The 16,167-nt window shown below is 68.9% G+C and carries 16 protein-coding genes and 3 tRNA genes; 8 read left to right on the top strand and 11 right to left on the bottom strand.

Going from position 1 to position 16,167, the window contains the following annotated elements:
• Positions 1–52: 52 nt before the first annotated feature.
• Positions 53–129 (top strand) — tRNA-Ile (locus ASF75_RS14980).
• 56 nt (positions 130–185) lie between these two features.
• Positions 186–258: transfer RNA gene (locus ASF75_RS14975), tRNA-Ala, on the top strand.
• Positions 259–671: 413 nt separating this feature from the next.
• Here the strand turns inward: ASF75_RS14975 and ASF75_RS14970 are convergent.
• On the bottom strand, positions 672–1,247 hold the full coding sequence (locus ASF75_RS14970) for a hypothetical protein (protein ID WP_017887808.1): 576 nt from the start codon (positions 1,245–1,247) through the stop codon (positions 672–674).
• 115 nt (positions 1,248–1,362) lie between these two features.
• Between ASF75_RS14970 and ASF75_RS14965 the strand changes: the two genes are divergently transcribed.
• Positions 1,363–1,902, top strand: coding sequence for a peptidylprolyl isomerase (locus ASF75_RS14965; RefSeq protein WP_017887807.1), 540 nt, complete (start codon positions 1,363–1,365; stop codon positions 1,900–1,902).
• A gap of 7 nt (positions 1,903–1,909) precedes the next feature.
• Positions 1,910–2,764 (top strand): rhomboid family intramembrane serine protease, encoded by an 855-nt coding sequence (locus ASF75_RS14960; RefSeq protein ID WP_017887806.1) that lies wholly within the window; start codon positions 1,910–1,912, stop codon positions 2,762–2,764.
• 349 nt (positions 2,765–3,113) lie between these two features.
• Here ASF75_RS14960 and ASF75_RS14955 read toward each other — a convergent pair whose 3' ends face one another.
• On the bottom strand, positions 3,114–3,368 hold the full coding sequence (locus tag ASF75_RS14955) for a cell division protein CrgA (RefSeq protein ID WP_017887805.1): 255 nt from the start codon (positions 3,366–3,368) through the stop codon (positions 3,114–3,116).
• Positions 3,369–3,449: 81 nt separating this feature from the next.
• On the opposite strand from ASF75_RS14955, the gene ASF75_RS14950 reads away from it, so the two are divergent.
• Complete coding sequence (locus ASF75_RS14950) at positions 3,450–4,094, top strand: anthranilate synthase component II (protein ID WP_017887804.1); 645 nt, start codon at positions 3,450–3,452, stop codon at positions 4,092–4,094.
• Between the two features lie 348 nt (positions 4,095–4,442).
• Here ASF75_RS14950 and pknB read toward each other — a convergent pair whose 3' ends face one another.
• The 7 genes from pknB to ASF75_RS14915 form a co-directional block, all read right to left on the bottom strand.
• Positions 4,443–6,275: a Stk1 family PASTA domain-containing Ser/Thr kinase gene (gene pknB, locus ASF75_RS14945; protein WP_268750878.1), complete on the bottom strand. Its 1,833-nt coding sequence runs from the start codon at positions 6,273–6,275 to the stop codon at positions 4,443–4,445.
• A 120-nt stretch (positions 6,276–6,395) separates the two neighbouring features.
• A complete protein-coding gene (locus ASF75_RS14940) occupies positions 6,396–8,183 on the bottom strand; it encodes a serine/threonine-protein kinase (protein ID WP_056072692.1) in 1,788 nt (595 codons plus the stop codon).
• Positions 8,180–9,634 (bottom strand): peptidoglycan D,D-transpeptidase FtsI family protein, encoded by a 1,455-nt coding sequence (locus tag ASF75_RS14935; RefSeq protein ID WP_017887801.1) that lies wholly within the window; start codon positions 9,632–9,634, stop codon positions 8,180–8,182. The genes ASF75_RS14940 and ASF75_RS14935 overlap by 4 nt, the downstream gene beginning before the upstream one ends.
• Positions 9,631–11,076 carry an FtsW/RodA/SpoVE family cell cycle protein gene (locus ASF75_RS14930; protein WP_017887800.1) on the bottom strand — a complete coding sequence of 482 codons (1,446 nt, stop codon included), beginning with the start codon at positions 11,074–11,076 and terminating at the stop codon, positions 9,631–9,633. The genes ASF75_RS14935 and ASF75_RS14930 overlap by 4 nt, the downstream gene beginning before the upstream one ends.
• Entirely contained in the window at positions 11,073–12,431 is a 1,359-nt protein-coding gene (locus ASF75_RS14925) for a Stp1/IreP family PP2C-type Ser/Thr phosphatase (protein ID WP_017887799.1), read from the bottom strand. Before ASF75_RS14925 ends, ASF75_RS14930 begins: the two co-directional genes overlap by 4 nt.
• Before the next feature lie 6 nt (positions 12,432–12,437).
• Complete coding sequence (locus ASF75_RS14920; protein WP_056072689.1) at positions 12,438–12,989, bottom strand: FHA domain-containing protein; 552 nt, start codon at positions 12,987–12,989, stop codon at positions 12,438–12,440.
• On the bottom strand, positions 12,986–13,666 hold the full coding sequence (locus ASF75_RS14915; protein ID WP_017887797.1) for an FhaA domain-containing protein: 681 nt from the start codon (positions 13,664–13,666) through the stop codon (positions 12,986–12,988). The genes ASF75_RS14920 and ASF75_RS14915 overlap by 4 nt, the downstream gene beginning before the upstream one ends.
• Before the next feature lie 86 nt (positions 13,667–13,752).
• Here ASF75_RS14915 and ASF75_RS14910 point away from each other — a divergent pair.
• Positions 13,753–13,839, top strand: a tRNA-Leu gene (locus ASF75_RS14910).
• Between the two features lie 100 nt (positions 13,840–13,939).
• Here the strand turns inward: ASF75_RS14910 and ASF75_RS14905 are convergent.
• Entirely contained in the window at positions 13,940–14,419 is a 480-nt protein-coding gene (locus tag ASF75_RS14905) for a hypothetical protein (RefSeq protein ID WP_056072685.1), read from the bottom strand.
• 90 nt (positions 14,420–14,509) lie between these two features.
• Here ASF75_RS14905 and ASF75_RS14900 point away from each other — a divergent pair, with 90 nt between their 5' ends.
• Entirely contained in the window at positions 14,510–15,190 is a 681-nt protein-coding gene (locus ASF75_RS14900) for an NUDIX domain-containing protein (protein ID WP_017887795.1), read from the top strand.
• 35 nt (positions 15,191–15,225) lie between these two features.
• Positions 15,226–15,387, top strand: a complete 162-nt coding sequence (locus tag ASF75_RS14895; RefSeq protein ID WP_156463914.1) for a hypothetical protein — start codon at positions 15,226–15,228, stop codon at positions 15,385–15,387.
• Positions 15,388–15,471: 84 nt separating this feature from the next.
• Here ASF75_RS14895 and ASF75_RS14890 read toward each other — a convergent pair whose 3' ends face one another.
• Complete coding sequence (locus tag ASF75_RS14890; protein WP_042539994.1) at positions 15,472–16,125, bottom strand: DUF1345 domain-containing protein; 654 nt, start codon at positions 16,123–16,125, stop codon at positions 15,472–15,474.
• Positions 16,126–16,167 lie beyond the last annotated feature (42 nt).

Here is a 16,167-nt window from a genome sequence, read left to right as displayed (position 1 = left end):
CCGCTCGATTTCGTTCTCTGGGATCGGTACGGTAGGCTTTCATCCGGTCTGAGGGGCTATAGCTCAGGCGGTTAGAGCGCTTCGCTGATAACGAAGAGGTCCAAGGTTCAAGTCCTTGTAGCCCCACCAGTTCTCCGGAACAGCACGACAATCCGATCCTGTCGCCGATCACCTCGGTGGCACTCGGGGCCTTAGCTCAGTTGGTAGAGCGCCTGCTTTGCAAGCAGGATGTCGGGAGTTCGATTCTCCCAGGCTCCACTCCCTCTGCACGAGTCCTGCTTCGCTCGTTCCTCGCTCCGCCGTCTTCGGTCGTCGTGCTTGTTTGCACGCCTTCGGCGACGCGCCGCTCCGCGATGGTTGGGTTTGCCACTCTCCCTGCAGGTTGCTTCTTGTCGAGTGGTCACGACATGCCGCGTGCGGTTTGCCGAGGTGGCTGGAACTGTCGTCTGCGCGTCCTCCGGACGACAGGATGCGACCTGTCGGTGGCTGCCCCGGGGCGTGTTGCGTGACGGCCCGCCGGACGGGAGGCGCGGTGCCAGGCCGGTGCGGGCCTCCAGGCGGGTGGGCGGGCGCGTTCAGGGCGCGTCACCGTGCGCGGGTGCGTGGTCGCCAGGCCCGGGAACGACGAAGGGCCCCGGCTGGTGCCGGGGCCCTTCGTACGAACCGGGAGGTCAGGCGGCGGGCTTCTCCGCCGTGTCAGCGTCGTCGGCGACCCAGAGGTCGTCGTCGGCACGGAGCGTCTGGTACGCGGCGTACGCAGCACCGGCGACGGCGACGACGCCGACGATGATGAGTGCGACTCCGCCGAAGCCGAGGCCCTTCTTCTGCTGCGACGGGACGTACTTCGCAGCGGCCTTCTTGGCCTTCTTGCCCTTCTTCTGGGCGTTCTTCACGATCTTCTTGACCCGGGGGTCCTTCGCGAGATCGGTCACGCTCAGCACCGAACCAGCGGTCGAGACGAGTCCGGGGACCACCTCGGACTGGAACTTGTGCGAAGCGCTCTGCGCTGCCGAGGTGGCAGCGTGCACGCCGGTCGCGAACGCGGGACGGATCCCGTTGTCGATCGCGTTCTGCACGCGGGGTGCGATGTCCTTGCGAGCTGCGTCCGCGGCGTTGGTCCGGGCCTCAGCCAGGATCGCGTTCGCGTGCTCGAGGACCTTGCGCTGCTCGCCGAGGAGCGAGGCGGTCTGGCCCTTGAGCTTCTTGATCTGCTTCCGACGCTTTCGCGGGATCTCGATCGTCGTCATCTGGTACCTCCATCGGATCGGCGTGACCCCATCCTGCCACCACACTGCCTGACAGGTCACGGAGCCGTAGCTGTGGGATCCGTCCACGGTCAGGAGTACATGCGAGAATCGGAACATGTCTCTGCACACCGCTGTCGCAACGATCCACACCAACAAGGGCGACATCCGCGTCAACCTGTTCGGCAACCACGCACCGAAGACCGTCAAGAACTTCGTCGACCTCGCAACGGGCCAGCAGGAGTGGACCCACCCCGGCACGGGCAAGGTCTCGACCGACAAGCTCTACGACGGCGTGATCTTCCACCGCATCATCAAGGACTTCATGATCCAGGGCGGCGACCCGCTCGGCCAGGGCATCGGCGGCCCGGGTTACCGCTTCGACGACGAGATCTCCCCGGAGCTCACGTTCCAGAACCCCTACATCTTCGCCATGGCGAACGCCGGCATCCAGGGCGGCCGCGGCACCAACGGCTCGCAGTTCTTCATCACCACGGTGGCGACGCCGTGGCTGCAGGGCAAGCACACCATCTTCGGTGAGGTCGCCGACGACGAGTCCCGCGCGGTCGTCGACGCGATCGAGGCCGTGCCGACCGACGGCCGCGACAAGCCCGTCGAGGACGTCGTCATCCAGAGCATCGACGTCGAAGGCGTCTGACCCGCACGTGACCGACCAGGCGTACAACCCGAACAACACCTGCTACCGGCATCCGGACCGGCAGAGCTTCGTGCTCTGCCAGCGCTGTGGGCGGACGATCTGCCCGGAGTGCCAGACGCCGGCGGCGGTCGGGGTGCACTGCCCGGAGTGCGTGCGTGAACAGCGCGCACAGTTCGCAGCGAACCGCCGAGCGTCCGGAGCCCCCAGCGGGTTCACGGTCGCTCGGCGTCGGTTCGCGATGCTCGACCAGAAGGGCACGACCGTCATCGTGGCGATCACGGTGGCGATCTGGTTGCTCGACCAGGTCAGCGGACGGTTCTTCACGAGCTTGCTCGCCTACAACTCGCTGCTGCTGCCGACGCAGCCCTGGCGTGTGGTGACCTCGCTGTTCGTGCACTCGGGCATCTTCCACATCCTGTTCAACATGTGGGCGCTCTGGATCTTCGGTCGCATGCTCGAGAACATGCTCGGTACCTGGCGGTTCGTGGCGCTGTACTTCATCACCGGGATCTTCGGGTCCATGCTCGTCACCTTCCTGGCGCCGGGGACGACCGTGCTGGGTGCTTCGGGTGCGATCTTCGGGCTGTTCGCCGCGTTCTTCGTGCTGCAGCGCAGCCTGGGGAACAACGCCGTGCAACTCCTCGTGCTCATGGGACTGAACCTGGTCATCGGGTTCCTGCCCGGAGTCAACATCTCGTGGCAGGCGCACGTCGGCGGGATCATCGGCGGGTTCCTGATGGGCTTCGTCTTCGCGCAGACGCGCAACGTCCGGAAGCGACCGCTGCAGATCGCCCTGATCATCGGCGCGGCGGTGCTCGGCATCGCGCTCACGGCTGTCGGGTACGCGGTCACGATCGGCTGACACCGCCACAACGCGCTCCTCGAACGCCCCGTCGCACTGCGACGGGGCGTTCGTCGTTCCCGGTGCTGTCCGTGCCCTGCTCGTCCACAGCTGTCCACAGCGCCACCGAGAGTTATCCACAGGTGTGGAGAAGGTGGTGAGTTACACCAGTGTGATTATCCCCACTGTGGACTCAGCTGTGGATAACTCCGGGGCGGTGCTGTGGATGATCGTGTGGAGAGTGGGGAGAAGTGTGGAGAACAGCAGGATCGTCGAGGATGTGCGGTTCGGTGTCGGTCCTGCTTGTGGAGAACGACGACGCCCGCCGCACCTTGCGGTGCGACGGGCGTCGGGGGCAGCGACCTGGAGGTCAGCGCCACCGGGTGGTCATGAGGAAGCCGACGAACATGATGCCGAAGCCGATCAGGATGTTCCACGAGCCGAGGCTCGGGACCGGCAGGGTGGCGTTCGAGATGTAGAAGACGATCACCCACACCAGGCCGACGAGCATGAAGCCGAACATGACCGGCTTGAACCACACCGGGTTGGGGGCGTCCCCAGCGGTGTCGACCGAGTCGGCTCGGGTCCTCCGGGCGGGCTTGGTGCGGTCCTTGTCCTTGGCCATGGCCGGTATCCTACCGTGACCACGTGTGTGGATCGGCCCGCGGACCGCCGCACACATCGCCCACGAGTACGGTGGACCGCCATGACCAGGATCCTCGTCGTCGACAACTACGACAGCTTCGTCTACACGCTCAACGGCTACGTGCAGCAGCTCGGCGCCGAGACCGACGTCGTCCGCAACGACGCCTTCCCCGAGTCCGAGATCGCCGACCGCATCGCGGAGTACGACGGCGTGCTGCTCTCCCCGGGTCCGGGGACACCGGCGGCCGCGGGCGTCTCGATCCCCACCGTGCACGCCGCCATCGCCGCCGAGGTCCCGCTCCTCGGCGTCTGCCTCGGGCACCAGGCCATCGCCGAGGCCCTCGGTGCCACGGTCACCCACGCCGAGGAGCTCATGCACGGCAAGACCTCCCAGGTCGACCACGACGGCAGTCCGCTGTTCGACGGCGTTCCACACCCGTTCACGGCCACGCGCTACCACTCGCTCGCGATCGTCGACGGCACGGTCCCCGACGAGCTCACCGTGACGGCGCGCACCGGCGGCGGGGTCATCATGGGGGTGCAGCACCGCGAGCACCCCGTGTTCGGTGTGCAGTTCCACCCGGAGTCGGTCCTGACCGAGGGCGGCTACCGCATGGTCGGCAACTGGCTCGAGACCACCGGGCTGTCCGGGGCGGCCGAGCGTGCCGCCGGCCTCGGGCCGCTCATCGCGACGCACCGCGCCTGACGAGCCTCCACGGCGGCAGACGCCGTCGTCTTGTCGAGACGCCGCCGGAATCGGCGGCGTCTCGTGCGTTGCGGGGCGTCACGCCGACACGCCGGCGTGTGCCTGGCACTGGACCGGGCCGCCTGCGTGCCGCGCGTTCTGGGGCGGGCGTGCGCTGTGCCTCCAGGCTGTGACGAACACGCCGTGACGAACACGCCGTGACGAAGGAGCCGTGACGAAGGAGCCGTGACGAACGGGCGCGGCGCACGCGACCGCAACGCCGGTCCGCGGACTGGAGGCCCGTCACCCGTCCGTCAGGACGGCCCCGTCACGAGATGGTCGGGTTCGCCGCCCGGCCCCGTGGTCGGCTCAGCGGCCGTCGCCACCGTCGTCGCCACCGCGGTCGGTGTTCCCACCGTCACCACCGTTGCCGCCGCTGTCGTTGTTGTTGTTCGACGACGGTGCCTTCGGCGGCGCCGCAGCTCGTGCGCAGTAGGTGAGCGTGACGGCACTGCCCTGCGCGACGTCGCCAGCGGGGGTGTCCTGCTGCGTGACCACGCCGCCGGTGCACGAGTAGGACGGCGCCGGGTTCACGGTGAGTCCGAGCTGCTCCACGGTGCCCTTCGCCGCCGAGTACTGCTGCTGCGTCACGTCGGGCAGCTGCACCTTGCCGTTGGAGACCGTCAGGTTGATCACGATGCCCTTGGTGTGCAGGGAACCCGACTCGGGGTCGGAGCTCAGGACCGTGCCCTCGGGGACGTCGGTGGAGTAGTCGCTCGAGATCGCGCCCAAGCGGAAGCCGGCGTTGTCGAGCGCCTGTTGCGCTGCGGCTTGCGACTGCCCGTTCAGCTCGGGCACGGGGACGCGCTCCGGTCCGATGGAGACCACGACGTTGACGTTCTGGTTGCGTCCGACGTTCACGCCCGAACCCGGGTCGGTCCGGATGACCAGGCCCTTGTCGACGCTGTCGGAGTTCTCCTCGACCTTGACCGGCTTGAGGGACTTCTTCTCGATGGCGCTGGCCGCGGAGCTGTACGTCGACCCTGCGACGTTCGGCACGCTGACCGAGGACGACACCGGGGGCTTGCCGGGCTGCAGGTTCGCGACGAAGAACACCACGGCCACGATGACCGCGACGGTGAGCAGGATGCCCACCCAGATCCACGCGACCGGCGGACGGTTCTGCGTGCGCTGCGGGCGGTGCTCGGCGGTGTCGTCGTCGAGCTCGCGGAACGCCGAGGCGGCGTTGGTCGTCGTGCGGGGATCGACGCCGAACAGCACGGTCGACGCATCGTTCTGGGCGTTCTGCTGCTGCTTCTTGGTGGAGGTGGGGACCCGGCCGGCCGCGGCCTGCTGCAGGTCCGCGCGGAACTCGGCCGCGTTCTGGAACCGGCGCGTGCGGTCCTTGACCAGGGCGTGGAGCGTCACGGCGTCGAGGGCCGGGGACACCTCGGGCGAGATCGTCGACGGTGCGACCGGCTGCTCGCTGACGTGCTGGTACGCGACCGCCACCGGGGTGTCCCCGAGGAACGGCGCGCGACCGGTGAGGAGCTCGAAGAGCACGACGCCGGTGGAGTACAGGTCGGTGCGGGCGTCGACGGTCTCGCCGCGGGCCTGCTCCGGTGAGAAGTACGAGGCCGTGCCGAGGATCGAGGTGGTCTGGGCCACCGTGGCCGAGGTGTCGGTGATCGCCCGGGCGATGCCGAAGTCCATGACCTTCACCTGGCCGCTGTGCGTGACCATGACGTTGGCGGGCTTGATGTCACGGTGGACGACGCCGGCGCGGTGCGAGTACTCGAGCGCGGTGAGGATGCCCTCGGTGATGCGGACGGCTTCGTCCGGGGCGACGGCACCTTCGGCGATGATGTCGGAGAGCGGTCGGCCCTCGACGTACTCCATCACGATGAAGGGCACCTGCACCTCGGCACCCGAGGGCTCGGACACCGTCTCTTCGCCGGCGTCGTACACGCGCACGACGGTCGGGTGTGCCATGCGCGCAGCAGCCTGGGCTTCCTGCCGGAAGCGCGTGCGGAAGGCCGGGTCGTTGGCGAGGCTCGGCTTGAGGAGCTTCACCGCGACCTTGCGGCCGAGGCGGGTGTCGTTGCCGAGGTGCACGGTCGCCATGCCGCCCCGACCGATGACGTCACCGATCTCGTAGCGATTGGCGAGGAGCGTGATCCCCGCGGTCACACCTTCTGGCACGTACTCCTCCGTCTGTTCGTCCGGCTAGTGTACGGCAGCACGACCTGGTGAGACGCTGGCCGGAGAGGGGTCGACCGAACCGTTACCGAACGGTGTCGACAGCCCCCGTCCGGGGGTCGTTCACTGGCCGTCCTGCGGGCCGGGCTGGCTCGGGTTGGTCCCGTCGCCGGGGTCCGTTCCGTCACCCGGGTCCGTCGTCTCCTGGTCCGTGGGCTCGGTCCACTCGACCTGGGCGCCCGGCGAGGACGCCGAGACGACCGAGGCATCGGACTGCGGCGACTTGCAGGTGACCTTGTACGACAGGGCGACCTTGCCGTACTGGGCACCGGCGACGGTCACCGCGGTGCCCGAGGTGGAGCCGGAGCTGCTGCCGTTCGACGTCACGGTGCCGTTGTCGATCGTGTACGTGTAGCTGACGTCCGAGTACCCGGCGGGGCAGCTCGTGTACGCCGGCCAGCTGAAGGTCACGCGACCGGACTCACTGACGGTCCCACCGGTGGCACGCTCGGGCGCCGGTGCGGTCAGCACGTCGCCGTAGGACTTGATCGTGACGAGCGTGTTCGGTGCCAGGCTGCCCTCGGGGCTGAGCGACTCGACGGTGCCGACCTGGTCGGACGTCGTCGCGTTCGATCCGTCGACGACCTCGGCCTGCAGACCCCGGGCACGCAGCTGGTTCGCGACGTCCTCGGCGTTCTGCCCCTGGTAGTCGGCTGCCGACACCGTGACGCGGGTCTCGGTCGGCTCGGGGGACGGCGTCTCGCTGGGCGTGCGGGACGGCTTCGGCGTGCTCGAGGACTTCGTGGGCTCGGGCTCCGGGGCGTTGTTCGCGTTCAGGGCGTACGCCGTGCCGGCGGCGATGGCGAGCACGACGACGATGCCGACGACCCACCAGATCCAGGCACGCTTCTTCTTCGGTTCCTCGGGCTCGTCGCTGACGGGCGAGCGGGGGGCCCCGGGTCCGCCGGCCATCGATCCTGCCTGGGTGCCGATGAGTGCGGTCGCGGCGTCGTTCCCCTGGCCCTGGGGCGGGTTGAACGCGACGGTGCCGTTCCCCGCGATGGCGGGGACGGCCACGGTGGCGGCGGCGACGTCACCCCGGCGGAGCGCCTGGGCGGCGCGGGCCAGGTTCGCTGCCGTCGCGGGACGGTCGGCGGGCTTCTTCGCGATGCACGAGATGACCAGGGCCGAGACCGGCTCGGGGATGTCCCCGGGCAGCGGCGGCGGCTGCTCGTTGATGTGCGCCATCGCAATCGCGACCTGCGACTCACCGGTGAACGGACGACGACCCGCCAGGGCCTCGTACGCGACGATGCCGAGCGAGTAGATGTCGGTCGACGGCGAGGCGGGGTGGCCGCTGGCCTGCTCGGGCGACAGGTACTGCACCGTGCCCATCACCTGACCGGTCGCGGTGAGCGGGACCTGGTCGGCGATGCGGGCGATGCCGAAGTCGGTGATCTTGACGCGACCGTCGGGCGTGATGAGCAGGTTGCCCGGCTTGATGTCGCGGTGCACCAGGCCGACCGCGTGTGCGGCCTGCAGGGCGTTCGCGGTCTGCGCGACGATGTCGAGCACCTTGTCGACCGGGAGCGTGTGCTCGCGTTCGATCATGGTCGACAGGGCCTCGCCGGGGACGAGCTCCATCACGAGGTAGGCGCTGCCGTCCTCCTCGCCGTAGTCGAAGACGTTGGCGATGCCCTCGTGGTTGACGAGGGCAGCGTGCCGGGCCTCGGCGCGGAAGCGCTCGAGGAAGCCGGGGTCACCGAGGTACTCGTCCTTGAGGATCTTGAGTGCGACGGTTCGGCCGATGACGAGGTCGGTCGCCTGCCACACCTCGCCCATGCCGCCGATGGCGACCCGGGAGGAGAGCTGGTACCGCCCACCGAAGGTGAGTCCGCTGGTGGGTCTCATTTGTTCAGCACCGCCTCCATGACTTTCTTCGCGACCGGGGCCGCGACCGTGTTGCCGACTCCGGACTGCCCGAGCCCGCCGCCGTTCCCGACGACCACCGCCACAGCGACCTCCGGGTCCTTCGCGGGGGCGAACCCCGTGAACCAGAGCGTGTACGGATCGCCGGTGCCGCCTTCAGCCGTGCCGGTCTTGCCGGCGACGTCGACACCGTCGATCTTGGCATTGGTACCGGTCCCTGCGTTCACGACGCTCTGCATGGCCTCGGTGAGGTCAGCGGACTCGGAGGACGACAGCGGATCACTGTACTGCCTCGGAGAGAAGGACTCGACGGTCTTCAGGTCACTCGTGGTGATCGAGTCGACGAGTGAGGGCTGCATGACCTTGCCGCCGTTCGCGATGCCGGCCGACACCATCGCCATCTGCAGCGGGGAGACCCGGACGCTCGCCTGGCCGAAGGCGCTCAGCATGAGCTGGGCCGTCGAGTCGACGTCGGGGTACTGGCTGGCGGTCGCGGCCATCGGGATCTCGATGGCGTCGCCGAAGCCGTACTTGTCGGCCATGTCCTTGATCGCGTCGTACCCGAGCTTCTGACCGAGTTCGGCGAAGGGGATGTTGCACGAGTACTGGATCGCGGTGCGCAGCTTGACCTTGTCGCCGCCGCCGCAGGTGCCGCCCTCGGCGTTGTTGATGTACGAGCTCGTCCCCGGCAGCTGCAGCCGCGACGGGTTCGGGAACGTGGAGTCGAGGTTGTACTTGCCGCCCTCGAGCGCCGCCGAGGCGACGACGAGCTTGAACACCGATCCGGGCGTGTACAGGTCGCCGCCGATGGCACGGTTCTGCAACGGGGCGGTGTCGGCACCGAGCAGCGCGTCGTACTGCCGCTTGACCTCGGCCGTGTCGTGCGAGGTGAGCGAGTTCGGGTCGTAGCTCGGCTTCGACACCATCGCCAGGATCTTGCCGGTCTTGGGCTGGATCGCGACGACCGCACCGCTGTTCGTGCCGAGGGCGTCGTACGCGGCCTGCTGCACGTCCGGGTCGATGGTCAGGTTGACGTTGTCGCCCTGGACGTCCTGGCCGGTGAGGATCGAGTTGAGGTTCTGGAAGAACGAGGCGTCCGAGTTGCCGGACAGCACGGTGTTCTCCGCGCTCTCGATGCCGGTGTTGCCCTGGCCGATCGTGAAGTAGCCGGTGACCGCGGAGTACAGGTCGCCGTTCGTGTACTTGCGCTGGTACTCGTACTGGTCGTTCACCGGGGTCGACTCGGCGATCGGGCTGCCGTCCACGAGGATCGCGCCGCGCTTGGTCGAGTAACTGTCCAAGATGGTTCGGGAGTTCCGGGAGTCGGCGCGCAACGAGTCTGCCGAGAAGAACTGGATCGAGGTCGTCGACACGAAGAGTGCGACGAACATGAGCACGATGACGGTCGAGACACCGCGGAGCTGTCGGTTCATCGACGACGCTCCTTCCTGGTCGCGCGCGCGGACCGCCCGCTCGCGGCGGGGATCGCGCCCTGCTGGACACGCTGTTCGGCGGGGATCGCGTCGGTCAGGCGCAGCAGCATCGCGGCGATGATCCAGTTGGCGATGAGCGAGGAACCACCCGCGGCCATGAACGGGGTGGTCAGACCGGTGACGGGGATGATCCGGGTGATGCCGCCGACGACGACGAACACCTGCAGGGCGATGATGAAGCCGAAGCCCACACCGAGCAGCTTGCCGAAGTCGTCCTGCGCCATGAACCCGACGCGGATGCCACGGGACGCGAACACGATGAAGAGCGCGAGGATCGCGAAGACACCGATCAGGCCGAGCTCTTCGCCGAGTGACGCGACGATGTAGTCGGCGTTGGCGACCGGGGTGATGTACGGCCGGCCCTGGCCGAGGCCGGTGCCGGTGATCCCGCCGTTCGCGAAGCCGAACAGGCCCTGCACGAGCTGGTAGCTCGCCTGGGTGTCGCGGCTGAAGACCTCTTGGTTGAACGGGTCGAGCCACTGTTCGAAGCGGCCACGGACGTACTCGAGGAGACTCTGTGCGACGAGGGCGCCACCGATGAACAGCGTGAGACCGATCGCGACCCAGCTGACCCGTGCCGTGGCGACGTAGATCATCACGAGAAACAGGCCGAAGTAGAGCAGGGCGGTGCCGAGGTCGCGCTGGAACACGAGCACGGCCATCGCGGCGCCCCACATCACCAGGATGGGGCCGAGGTCGCGGGCACGCGGGAACGTCATGCCGAGGAACTTCTTGCCGACGATCGACAGCGAGTCACGGGCGGTGACGAGGTACCCGGCGAAGAACAGCGCCATGGTGATCTTCGCGAGCTCACCGGGCTGGAACGAGAACGGGCCGATCTTGATCCAGACCCGCGCGCCGCCGATGTTCGTGCCGATGCCGGGCAGCATGGGCAGGAGCAGCAGGACGATCGTCAGCGCCATGAAGATGTAGCGGTACCGCTGCAGGAACCGGTGGTTCCGGACGGCGACGAGCGTGATGATCGCCAGGACCATCGCGAGCATCGTCCAGACGATCTGCTTCACGCCGATGGCGTCCCAGCCGGACAGGCCGTTGTGGACGTCGATGCGGTAGATCTCGGCGATGCCGATGCCGTTCAGGACGAGCGCGATCGGCAGGATGAACGGGTCGGCGTTCTTCGCGACGACGCGCAACACCACGTGCATGACGAGCGCGAGGCCGAGGATGCCGCCACCCACCCAGAGCACCGACTGGTCGAACAGCCGGCCCTTGGTGCCGAGCTGCACGAGCACCATCGCGCCCGCGCAGATGCCGCAGGCGATGACGAGCAGGAAGAGCTCGAGGTTCCGCGCACGGGCGGGCTCCCGGAGCTTGATCGTGATCGCCTGCGTGAAGGACTGGGCGGCCGTGGCGGTGCTCATCGCGAGCTCCGCGTCGGGTTCGGCGACGGCGAGGACGATCGCGTCGGTGAGGGCGACGGCGACGGACTCGCGTTGCCGTCCCCGCCGGTGCCGGCCTGGTCCTCACCGGTCGCGGCGGCCTTGCGCAGGCGCTCGACGATGTCGCGGGCGTCGGAGAGCGACTGCGCGTTGATCGTCGAGCGGACGTTCTCGCGGGTGTAGTCCGGCAGCGACGAGACCGTGATGTCGCTGTCCTCGTACACGTCCGACAGCGCCAACGGCCCGATCGACTGCTGCACGCCCTTGTAGATCGCGACGGTGCCCCGGTCGGTGCCGACGTAGTAGTGGTCCTGGGTGATCCGCCAACCGACGAACACGGCGCCGACGAGCACGGCGACGGCGACCACGAGCGCGACGGTCCAGGACACCCGACGACGGATGCGGCGTCGGCGGTCCTCGGCGATCAGCTCGGCGAAGAACTGGTCGGACTCGGGCTCGAAGTGCGAGTCCTCGGGCGCGGTGGTGACCTTGAGCGGGTGCAGCAGGATCGTGGGGAGGCGGATCGGCTTGCGGCCGGTCGACGCCTCGAAGGTGAGGGGTGCCGCGGCGGACCCGACGGTGGTGGCCGCGTCGTCGTCGTCCTCGGGCTCGGTGTCCGTGACGTCCATCACCACGACGGTGACGTTGTCGGGGGCGCCGTGGTCGAGCGTCTCCTTCACCAGGCGCTGCGTGACCTGGTTGGCGTCCATGTTCGACGCCAGGGCGTGCCGGATCCGCTCTTCGGCCAGGTACGACGACAGCCCGTCGGAGCAGAGCAGCCAGCGGTCGCCCGGCTGGATGTCCATGATCGCGGTGTCGACCTCGGGTGCTGCGTCGACGTCGCCCAGTACGCGCATCAGCACGGAGCGGCGCGGGTGGACCGCGGCTTCCTCCGGCGTGATCCGGCCGCTGTCGACCAGTCGCTGGACGAACGTGTGGTCCGACGTGATCTGCTGCAGCTCGCCGTCGCGGTGGCGGTAGATGCGGGAGTCGCCGATGTGCGCGATCGCGATCTGCTCGCCGACGCGGATCATCGCGGACACCGTGGTGCCCATGCCGGTGAGCTCCTGGTGCTCGAACACGGTCTCGGTGATCAGCTGGTTCGCGGCGATGAGTGCCGACTGCAGTGCGAACTCGGCGTCGTGCGCCGAGGGGAACTCGCGGTCGACCTCGCGGATGCGGCGGATCGCGATCGCCGAGGCGACGTCACCGCCGGCGTGGCCGCCCATGCCGTCCGCCACCGCGAACAGGTGCGCCCCGGCGTAGCCGGAGTCCTGGTTGTTCGCGCGGATGCGCCCCACGTGGGACACAGCGGCGCTCAGCGTGCGAGCGGTCATGCCGGGTTACCGCCGCAGCTCGAACGTCGTCGTCCCGATCGTGATCGGCGTGCCCTCTGCCACGAGGACGGGAGCGCTCACCTTCTGACCGTTGACGAAGGTGCCGTTCGTGGACTCGAGGTCGGTGAGGAGCCAGCCGTCGGCGCGCAGGTCGAGGCGGGCGTGGTTGGTCGAGGTGTAGTCGTCGCGGATCACGACGTTCGACTCGCTCGAGCGCCCGATCGTGATGGGGCCGCCACCGAGCGGCATCTCCATGCCCTCGCGCGCACCCTCGGTGATGACCAGGCGGGACGCGGCCGACGAGGCGGGACGCTGCCCACCACCGGGCTGTCCGATGACGTCCGTGAACGCGCCGCTGGACGCGGGGCCGGGGACCGCCGCTGCCGGGACGGTGGGGGTGCTCGGTCCGGACGGGGCCGACTTGGGATCGGTCGGGATCGTGCGGACGCGCTGGCCGAACAGATCGCTGCGCAGGGCGAACACGATCACGAAGACGAACAGCCAGAGCACCGCGAGGAACACGAAGCGCAGGACGAGCAGGGTCAGGCCTGTGGTCATCGAGCACCTCCGTCGTTCTCCGGGATCACCCGGAACACCATACGGGTCCGACCGATCTCGATGGTGGAGTCCGGCTCAACGATCGCCTGCTGGAAGTGCTGACCGTTCAGCTTCGAGCCGTTCGTGGAGCCGAGATCGGTGGCCTGCGCGTGCTTGCCGTCCCACAGGACCTCGACGTGCTTCCGGCTCGTCCCGGTGTCGGCGATGGTGATGTCCGCGTCGCTGCCGCGCCCGATCACCGTGCGCCCGCGGTGCAGGCGGTGCCGCTGGGAGCCGATGTCGAGCACCGGGATCCAGGCCACGTCGCGCTGCACGGTGGTGGAGTCGACCTGCAGGATGCCCGTCGAGAGCGTGCCGTCCTGCTGGAGCCGGATGGTGACCGGGCCGGAGAACGAGTAGTTCTGCGCCACGGCGTGTTGGTGCACCATCTGGGTCAGTTCGTCGATGAGCGGACGACCGACGTCGTTCATGCGTGTGCAGTCCGGCGGCGCCAGGCGAACGGTGAACTCGTTCGGCACGAGGATGCGCTCGCGGGAGACCACCGCGGCCTTGGTGTCGAGCTCGCGCCGCAGGGCGCTCGAGATCTCGACGGGCTGCACCCCGGAGCGGAAGGTCTTGGCGAACGCGCCGTTGACGGCGCGTTCCAACCCTCGCTCGAAGTTGTCCAGCAGGCCCATGCGTCTCCCGTGTCGTCGGTCGTCAACCACTGCATGGTAGTGGTTGGCGTTGACACCCGTCTGTGCGTGGTAGTGTTTCGGGGCTGGCGCGAGTGGCGGAATTGGTAGACGCGCACGGTTCAGGTCCGTGTGCTGGAAACGGCGTGGGGGTTCAAGTCCCCCCTCGCGCACCAGGCGAAGAACAGGAAAGGCCCCGGAGGAATCCGGGGCCTTTCCTGTTTCCGGGGCCTGGTCTCCAGGGGCTTCCCCGGGCCGTCCGTCCAGCCGCCGGCGTCAGGACCGGTCCGCCTCCGTCGTGCGGTCAGGATCCGGCGCGGAGGCACGGCTCGGCCCCGACACGCCGGTCCCGTCGAACCCGTGGCCGGTCCTCCACGCCGCTCGTGCGGCGAAGTACGGGCGCGCGGTGGGCAGGAAGAGCAGGACCGCGGCGACGACCGACAGTGCGATCGTCAGGACGTCGAGCTGGCCGCCGGTGATGCTCAGGACCGCGCGGAAGCCCGCGACGACGACGAGCACGATGCGTGCGACCCGGGATCCCGCTGCCGTCCGGAACACCGCCCACGTCACCAGAGCCCAGAGCACCAGGGCGACGATCCCGGCGATGACCGGAGCCGGGTCGACCGCCGCGTCCGGCCTCCAGAACTGCAGCACCGTGGCAGCGATGCAGGCGACCACCCACACCAGCCACAGCACGAATGACACGGTGACCACCTGCGGTCGGTCCGGTCGTCGGAGGATGAACGTCCTGGTCATGCTGCACCGTCCTCTGCCGCTCCCTGGTGCGGCACGTCGAGCGTACCGAGGGGGCGGAGTCCTGCCGGGGTGCCTCGCTACGGTGATCGTGTGACCGACGAACGCACCACCGTCCAGCGTCCCGGAGTGGACGTCCCCGACGATCGTGGCCGGACTGGGCTCGACGCCGTCGGCCGCGACCTCGACCGCAACCCCGACGTCGTCGTGCGGGACGTCGAGGTGGTGTCGAACGGATGGCACGTGCTCCGCCGCACGACCCTGGACGTCCGGCGCCGTGACGGTCGGTGGGACCGGCAGCAGCGCGAGACCTACGACCGCGGCAACGGTGCGACGGTGCTGCCGTACGACGCCGAGCGCGGCACGGTGCTGCTCACGCGGCAGTTCCGGTGGCCGGCGTACGTGAACGGACACCCGGACGGGATGCTGATCGAGGCCGCGGCGGGTCTGCTCGACGAGGACGACCCGGAGACCGCCGTCCGGCGCGAGGCCGCCGAGGAGCTCGGCATCCGGCTCGGCGCGCTCGAGCACCTGGGTGCCGTGTTCATGAGCCCCGGTTCGGTCACCGAGCGGGTCCACTTCTACGTGGGCGCGTACACGCCCGCGGACCGGGTCGAGGCCGGCGGCGGTGTGGAGGACGAGGGTGAGGACATCGAGGTGCTCGAGCTCCCGCTCGATGCGGCACTCGCGATGGTCGCGGACGGCCGGATCGCCGACGGCAAGACGATCATGCTGCTGCAGTGGGTGGCGCTCCGGCGCGGGTCCGCTCGCTGAACGGTCGTGGTGCCGGTCCGCGTACCGTCCGGGCCATGACTGATTCGACGACACCGGACGGATCGAGCGATCCCACCGAGACCCAGCAGCAGTACACCGAGGACCTGCCGGACGGGTCGTCGACGGGTGACGCGACGAAGGACCCGCAGCAGGACAGCGACGTCGACTCGGGCGGCGAGCCCGACGACCCGCAGTAGCGGCGACCGGACGACGGACGGGAGGCACGGTGCCAGCTGGCACCGTGCCTCCCGTCCGTGGTTCCGCCGGTCCGGAGCGCGGTGTCAGCTGATGATGTTGACCGCGCGCGAGATGACCAGCGCCAGCAGGATGAACCCGCTGAGCGCCTGGTAGGCCATGATCATCTTCGCCCGGACGGTCATCGGCATCGTGTCTGTGGGGCTGAAGGCCATCATGTTCGTCATCGCGACGTAGAGGTAGTCGAGGTAGACCGGGCGCCAGTCGGCGGTCTTCGGGTCGGTTTCCTGCGGGAACTGGAAGTCCGCTTCGGCGCTCGACCACAGTTCGGGGCGTCGCCGGGCCACCGGACCCCCGCGGTCGAGCTCCCAGTAGACGAGCCCGAACACGATGATCGTGCTCACCCACACCTGCAGAGCGGTGAGCAGCACGGCCGCTCCGTCCGCGTGGCCGCCCAGCAACTCGGTGATCGTCCGGATCACCGTGAGCTGGCTCGCGACGGTCAGCAGTCCCGCCAGCGCGAAGGACACCCACCGGGACCAGGTGGTCTCGCGGGTCAGGCGCCGCGGGTTGAAGACGATCAGCGGGGTGAGCAGCAGGACGCCGAGCACCGGCACGACCCACGACGGGAAGAACAGCACCTCGTCGGGCAGGAACAGGCTGAGCGCCAGGTTGACCAGCACCGCCGCGGCGACCGGTGCCCGGTGTTCGTGTCGGGGGCCGGTCCTGGTCTGGGTCACGGAGTGAGTGTCGCACGGTGCCGTGACCGCACCCCGCGGGCG

This window comes from Curtobacterium sp. Leaf154 (genome assembly GCF_001424595.1).
GTDB lineage: Bacteria > Actinomycetota > Actinomycetes > Actinomycetales > Microbacteriaceae > Curtobacterium > Curtobacterium poinsettiae.
This window is presented reverse-complemented; position numbering and strand designations above follow the sequence as displayed.